Annotated in this window: 3 protein-coding genes; 1 reads left to right on the top strand and 2 read right to left on the bottom strand. The window is 58.7% G+C overall.

Annotated elements, in window-relative coordinates:
* A partial coding sequence (locus RAH32_RS18795; RefSeq protein ID WP_306609963.1) for an IS701 family transposase occupies nucleotides 1–1111 on the top strand: 1111 nt, incomplete at its 5' end.
* A 717-nt stretch (nucleotides 1112–1828) separates the two neighbouring features.
* Here RAH32_RS18795 and RAH32_RS18790 read toward each other — a convergent pair.
* Entirely contained in the window at nucleotides 1829–3175 is a 1347-nt protein-coding gene (locus tag RAH32_RS18790) for an IS5 family transposase (protein WP_306609962.1), read from the bottom strand.
* 312 nt (nucleotides 3176–3487) lie between these two features.
* Nucleotides 3488–6214 (bottom strand): hypothetical protein, encoded by a 2727-nt coding sequence (locus RAH32_RS18785; RefSeq protein WP_306609961.1) that lies wholly within the window; start codon nucleotides 6212–6214, stop codon nucleotides 3488–3490.
* Nucleotides 6215–6341: the final 127 nt, after the last annotated feature.

Raw genomic sequence — 6341 nt, 5'->3', positions numbered from 1 at the left:
CTTTGGGCGACGCGAGCAGCAGCAATCGGCTAACGCCTTCATTGACGGCGTGCTGTCGGGAGCCGAACGCAAGACCGGCTGGATGCTGGCGGAAGAGGCGGGCTTCGAGCGTCCTTACCGCATCCAATCGCTTCTGGGGCGGTCATCCTGGTCGGCCGATGAGCTTTGCCGTCTGGTGAGATGCTATGCGATCAAGGCGCTTGGCGATCCGGACGGGGTGCTGGTGGTGGATGAGACCGGCTTCCTGAAGAAGGGGACTGCATCTGCCGGCGTGGCGCGCCAGTATTCGGGGACGGCCGGACGGATTGAAAACTGTCAGATCGGTGTCTTTGCCGCTTATGCCAGCCGCTTTGGCCATGCGCTTGTTGATCGGCGCCTGTATTTGCCCAGGGTCTGGGCTGATGATGCGGCACGTCGGAGCAAGGTCCACGTTCCCGAAGATGTGGAGTTCGCCACCAAGCCGCTGATGGCGCGCGAGATGATCGCCAGCCTTCTCGATGAAGGCATTCCTTGCCGCTTTGTCCTGGCCGATGCCGTTTATGGATCGGATCGCCAGTTCCGGCGTATGCTGGAAATGCGCAAGCAGTCTTATGTCTTGGCCGTGCGCTCCACCCATATGGTGCGCTTCTTCCAAGACGAAATGCTCATCCAGACCGATCCGGCGACGCTCTTCGCAGCGCTTGACACGAACATGTGGCAGCGCTGCGCGGCAGGGGAAGGCGCGAAGGGTCCGCGTCTTTACGACTGGGCTCGCCTGCCGCTGGGAACGGCGCGGGAGAACGGGTTCGACCGCTGGATGCTGGCGCGCAGAAGCCGCCATGATCCACAGGCGGTGGCCTATTACTTTGCCTTTGCTCCGGCCGAGACTCCGCTTGCCGAGCTTGCCGCAGCTGCGGGTCTGCGTTGGACGATCGAGGAATGCTTTCTGCGCGCCAAGGACGATCTGGGGCTCGATCATTGTGAGGCCCGCTCCTGGCACGGCTGGCACCGGCATATGAGCCTGGTGATGGCCGGAGCAGCGTTTCTCGCCAGACTGACGGCAGAGCAACGTCGTGACGGTTGGGGAAAACCGAACAAAACGAGTCCGGCGCTCCATCTCGGTGCCGCATGACCTTTGTTCGCGCCGAGCTTTACACGACGCCGACATACCTCACCACACCTGAAGTTCTGCGCTTGGTGGCGCGCCTCATCCTCAGTCGCGCTCCTCCAACCGCATTCATCCTGGCATGGTCATTCTGGCGCCGATGGCATCAGGCCCAAGCGGCGAAGGCTCATCGAAGAAAACCCGCATGAAATGCAACTGTAGTACTAGAGCCCGTTGCACCTAATCGGCCTCATATCCTGCGGCTTTGAAGTAGTTGTAGCACTCCTCGTCGGAGAAGAAATCGCAGACCTGGCTAACTGCCGCCCAAAGCTGATTATAGGTGCGGACGGTGGCTTTTCTGATCAGCGCCTGAGTTTGGAGAAAGCCATCTCGATCGGGTTGAGGTCGGGGCTGTATGGCGGTCCGGGTCAGGAACCAAGCGCCCCTGTCGTGCAGGGCCTCCGCTGCGGCAGAGCTCTTGTGGCTGGAGAGATTGTCCAGAATGACAACGTCGCCAGAACGGAGTGTCGGACCAACTTGGCTTTGGTATAGAGATCAAACATCTCGGCGTTCATTGCGCCATCAATTACCGAAGGCGCGTCTCGCGCCGCAGCTTCACCAGATCATTGACGAACTTCGGCGACACCCGAAAATGCCGAGCAGCCTGACGGTGTCCGTGACCTTCGTCCACGTAGCCAATGACCCGGCTACAAAGTTCTACTGGGTCGGCTCTGAACAACCGTGTCAGGCGGCTAATACTTCCCTGTGAAGGGTCCTTTCGCCCCAGATGATCGCCGCAATCAGGTGAAGCAATAGGGTCCAAAGAGTCCTGAGATGGGCTAGGATCTTTCGGATATTGTGACCGCAGGCGCAGAGGACGGCGAAGACCGCGTCGCCGATGCGGCCCTTCAGCGGAGATCTGGCCAGGCGACCATCGCTCTTCATGTGCCCGATCTCAGGCTCGATGGCGCTTCGTCGCTTGAGGAGCCGTGCCCATAACGGGGTGATGCCGCGTCTCGTGCCGCTGATCAGGACCTTGATGGTCTCCACGCCGTGGCCGCGAAAGCCACGGTCGACCACAGCCAGAGCCGGCACCTGGTCAGTCAGGATGGCGACTTGCTCCAGTGCTGACGCCAGGGTGTGGCCGTCGTATGGGTTGCCAGGAAAGCTCCGCGCACCAACCACAAAGCCCCCATCGAGAGTGGTGGCGAGGCTGACCTTGGTGCCGAATTCGTATCGGACCCGCGCCTTGCCCTTGGAGATGCAGTCGACCTCCGGCTCGTGCAGGGAGTAGATCTTGTTCTTGCTCTTCGGCGTTTGCTCAAGCAGGCGACCGACCAACCAGAGCGCCTCCAGCACTTTTTGGCGCAGCGGACCTTCGGAGATGTCCTGCAGGTGGCGGCGGAGATCCCGGCGCACCCGGCCAACATAGCCCTTGAACTGGCGCAAGGCCTTGCGCATGCGCTTGAACTGCCAGGCATGGGCATACCGCCCGACCTGGAGGGCCAGTCGCGGGGCAAGCCGCGCGTAGCTCTGGCGCAACTCGACCCCGGCCTCTTTCGCCAAGCCCGCCAGCAAGGCGCGGGCGCGCTCGTAAAGCCGCGCATCGGTCGGATGGGCGATGGTCTTTTCCATCACGGTTGTGTCGACAGCCACCCGCTTCAGGCTCTTGTCGGTGACAGCGCCCGCGGCTCGGCCTGCCTCGATGGTCTTGGTCAGCAGCCACTCTACTCCTTCCTCGCCGATCCGCTTGCGCCAGCGCACCAGCGACGAGGGATCGATTGGAGGACGGTGCTGGAAGAACGTCTCGCCGGTGAAGTGTTGGTAATACGGGTTCTCGACCCACCGGACGACGACTGCCTTGTCAGAGAGCTTGAAGGCGTGCTGGAGATACATGAGCCCTGCGACCAGGCGTGGCGATGTCGCGGGTCGACCCTGATGCGAGGGAAAGAAGGTCGCCCATTCCCGTTCAAAAAACTCCCAGTCGATCAGCGCCGCAAGCTTCACCAACTCGTGGCGCGCATCGATCATATCGACCAGTCGTGGGCGGAGCAGGTCATCCTGTTCAGGGGCGCGGGAATGAGGCTTCATCGGCGACCAGAAATTGCAAGGTTTCTGGCCAAAGCATACGAAACCCTGTAATTCAAAGCGAACAAAACCGCAGCTTCCGCAAGTGAAATCAGCGCACTACGAATTGTTCAGGCCGGACTACTGGATGTGGCTTGCCCATCTGACATCTCCATCTGCCTTAGCAGAAGGGAATCACATCATCGGCAGGCTGGGAATGCTAAATCTCAAAGCCAGGAATACGCTCTAAGCCTGCATGGTTATGCTTGGTGGGCGGTTGAAATGGGAGCGAGTTTATCGGCGCACTCCCAGTCATGCGAAACGCCAATACCTAGTTTAGGCCGTATAGACCAGCTTGCCGCCCGTGATGCTCACCCCTGCGGGCAGCGTGGCGCCGCTGTTGACGACAGTAACCCCTGGTCCGGTCAGGTCTTGCGACGGTAGGCCCTCAGACACGACGATTTGCGCGCTCGGCGTCAGGGTGATCGTCGCAGCCACGGTTGGCTCAGTTAGCCCGTTACCAATGGCCCCCGATCGAAAACGTTGCAGCGGGGCAACGCTTTGGTCAATAATCGATGCAACAGTGATAAAATTAGGGATCTCAGACCCGTCCTTTTTCAGAGCCAGCGAAATTGCGAGCACGTCTCCGACAACAGGCATCCCGACCACATCGTAAAGCCAGACATTGAAGATAAACCCGCTGCCAATTCTCCGCTCGACAGCCCCCACTCTGCCTGTAGCACCACTGATACTGCCTATGACCTGTTTCCCGATGTGCTTGTAGGCATAGCGGATGAGTTGCGGTTTATTACCGGTGTTGATCTGCACGCAAACGCCACGCCGGAACTCCAGCTTCCCGCCAAGGGTCAGGGCGGCAGTGCCGGTGCCATCCCAACCAACGCGCGCCTGCTGACCGCTGATGACCAAAGATTTGCCTGTTAGGACGGTGCATTCCGGTCCCAGCAATGTCTGGGCCTGCCCGCCCGCGAAAAGGTCTAGATCCGCCACCGCGCCTGACAGGGCCAAGCGCCCGCTGGACGCCTCGATGGCCAGCGGATGATCCGCTGCCCCAATCCACGCCTGACCTGATTTGCGGACAACCAAATTGGCGGCATCGGTCAGGGCGCCGACCTCCAGTTTGCCTGATGTTATGTCCAAGGTTCCGCCGCTGCTTTTCAGGGCGGCAATGCTGGTATTCGTCAGGCCGAAACGGACGAAGCTGCCCGACAGATCAACGCTGTCAGAAATGTGGCAGCCGGGTAAATCTTTCGTGGACCAGTTGCGGCGGTTGTCCCAGCGGAAGCCGTCAAAGTTGAGGTCAGGATAGAAGACCAGATTAGCAGGGGTGCTGCGTTGCGGGATGGGTGTGCCGAAGCGGCTCTTGGTCCAGCGGACAGCCTCGTCGACGAAGGCCCCTTTGCTGGGCAGACCTTTAACGTGCTCCACCATCTCCACAATGGTAGCAAAGGTCTTGCCCATCTTCATCCCGGTGAACCGCTGGATTGTTGTCTCATCCAAAACCCGAGAGGCAATACCCTCGACGTTGCGGGCGGGAACAGTCAAACTCCATTTCCACGACTGCGTATCTTCGATGGTCCTGCCATCAGAGAGGCTGACCCCATAGTCCCAGTTTTTCTTTAGAGGCTTGGCCGCCATTTCAACAGGATCATCAGGGTTGGCTTGGTGAGCAAGGATGTTCCCAGACATGCCTGAAAGGGGGCCATGAGCGGTCATGCCCCAGTTATATCCGCCACCAGAATAAGCCACTTTCTTCCAACCAGCCGAGAAGGCCACGTTGTCCATGACGTTGGTGAACTGATGCTGTTCTGTGGATTGGGTCTGTATCTGGAAATTGTTGTCCACAAGGAGGTTGGCTTCCAAATGAATGCCCCCAACTTTGCCGATCCCCTGCGCGGCTGCGCGAGACAATAAGTTGCCCCGAACAGTGGTGTCGTAGGTCGATGCTGACAGATACAGGCAATGGCTGAACATGAACGGCGGCTGTGGCTTAGTCGCATCACCATTGAAGTCATAACCCTCTCCCCAGCCAGTATGGTCGATCTGGTTATTGATGATCGCAAGTTCTTCCGTATCAGCAGAGAAGATGCCCTGAATGTGGTTCCCCCTTTGGGGTTCCCACTTACCATCAGCGTTTATGCCTTGGGTAGGGTGAGGTGCATCCCTCCAAGAACACAGAATGTCATTCTCATAATAAGTGATTGTCTGCACACGCTGCGCATCAACCTCTCTCCCAAATGACATATGCGAACAGATGATGGAATATCCATACCATGTGCTGAAGCCCTCGCGTGTTGTTGCCACGCCGTCAATGACGGCATAGGTCACGGTAAGGCTATTGCTGGACAGCTTGATGATCGGCTTTGCGCCTGTTCCCCATTGGGTAATCAACATTGGGTGCAGTTCGTCTTCACCCGACATCCCCGCCCAAGACAGGTCGGCATAGTCGTAGCCACATTCAAGGAACCAATGATCCGAGCGCGCCTGCGCCCCTGATGCCGCAAATAAAGGCTTGATGAGCGAATACAAATCAGCATGAATTGCCGTCTGGGGTGTCCCGCCATATTGGGGGCGTGCTAGCAGCCATTCAGCAGTTACGGCGCTCTCCAAGACACCTGCATTCCCCGCGATCTTTGCCTTGGTCAACGCAGTTGGGGACTTGGACAGGTACCATTTCCGATGCCGCTGCCCCGGCTCGCAGATGAAACGGTTGTTGTCATCTAGGGGCAGCCAGTAATGCACCCCGGACGGATGGTCGCGCTTTTGGGCGAAGGCAGAGGTGCGAACCAGGGTCTTGCGGTCTTTGGTAAGCGTACCCGAAACCTCTGCCGGGCTAGCCTCATTCACCAGGTCCAGCGTCGTCTTGCCATTGGGATGCGCGGCTGCTTTGCTTAATGATGGGTTCAACATGGGCGTATCCATGATACGGCCTGTACGGCCTTCGAACAGCTTGTGGGCACGCTCCCACAGGCCGACGGTTTCGATATGGCCATCGGCCTTCAGAGTCATCTTGCTGTTAGACGCAAAGTTGAAATTGATCTTCACGATATGCCTCCAATGGCGATCTCGTCGACAGTTGGCGTCGGGTGCTATGGCTGTCCGCTGCGGTTTCAAGAAAGCCGATTTTGCGGCCTGCGTCGACCGACTGGACTTGATGGGCTTTCGTAGCTGC

Source organism: Paracoccus yibinensis, from assembly GCF_030846195.1.
GTDB classification, from domain to species: domain Bacteria; phylum Pseudomonadota; class Alphaproteobacteria; order Rhodobacterales; family Rhodobacteraceae; genus Paracoccus; species Paracoccus yibinensis.
The sequence above is the reverse complement of the archived record's forward strand: the minus strand, read 5'-3'. Positions and strand labels throughout refer to the sequence as shown.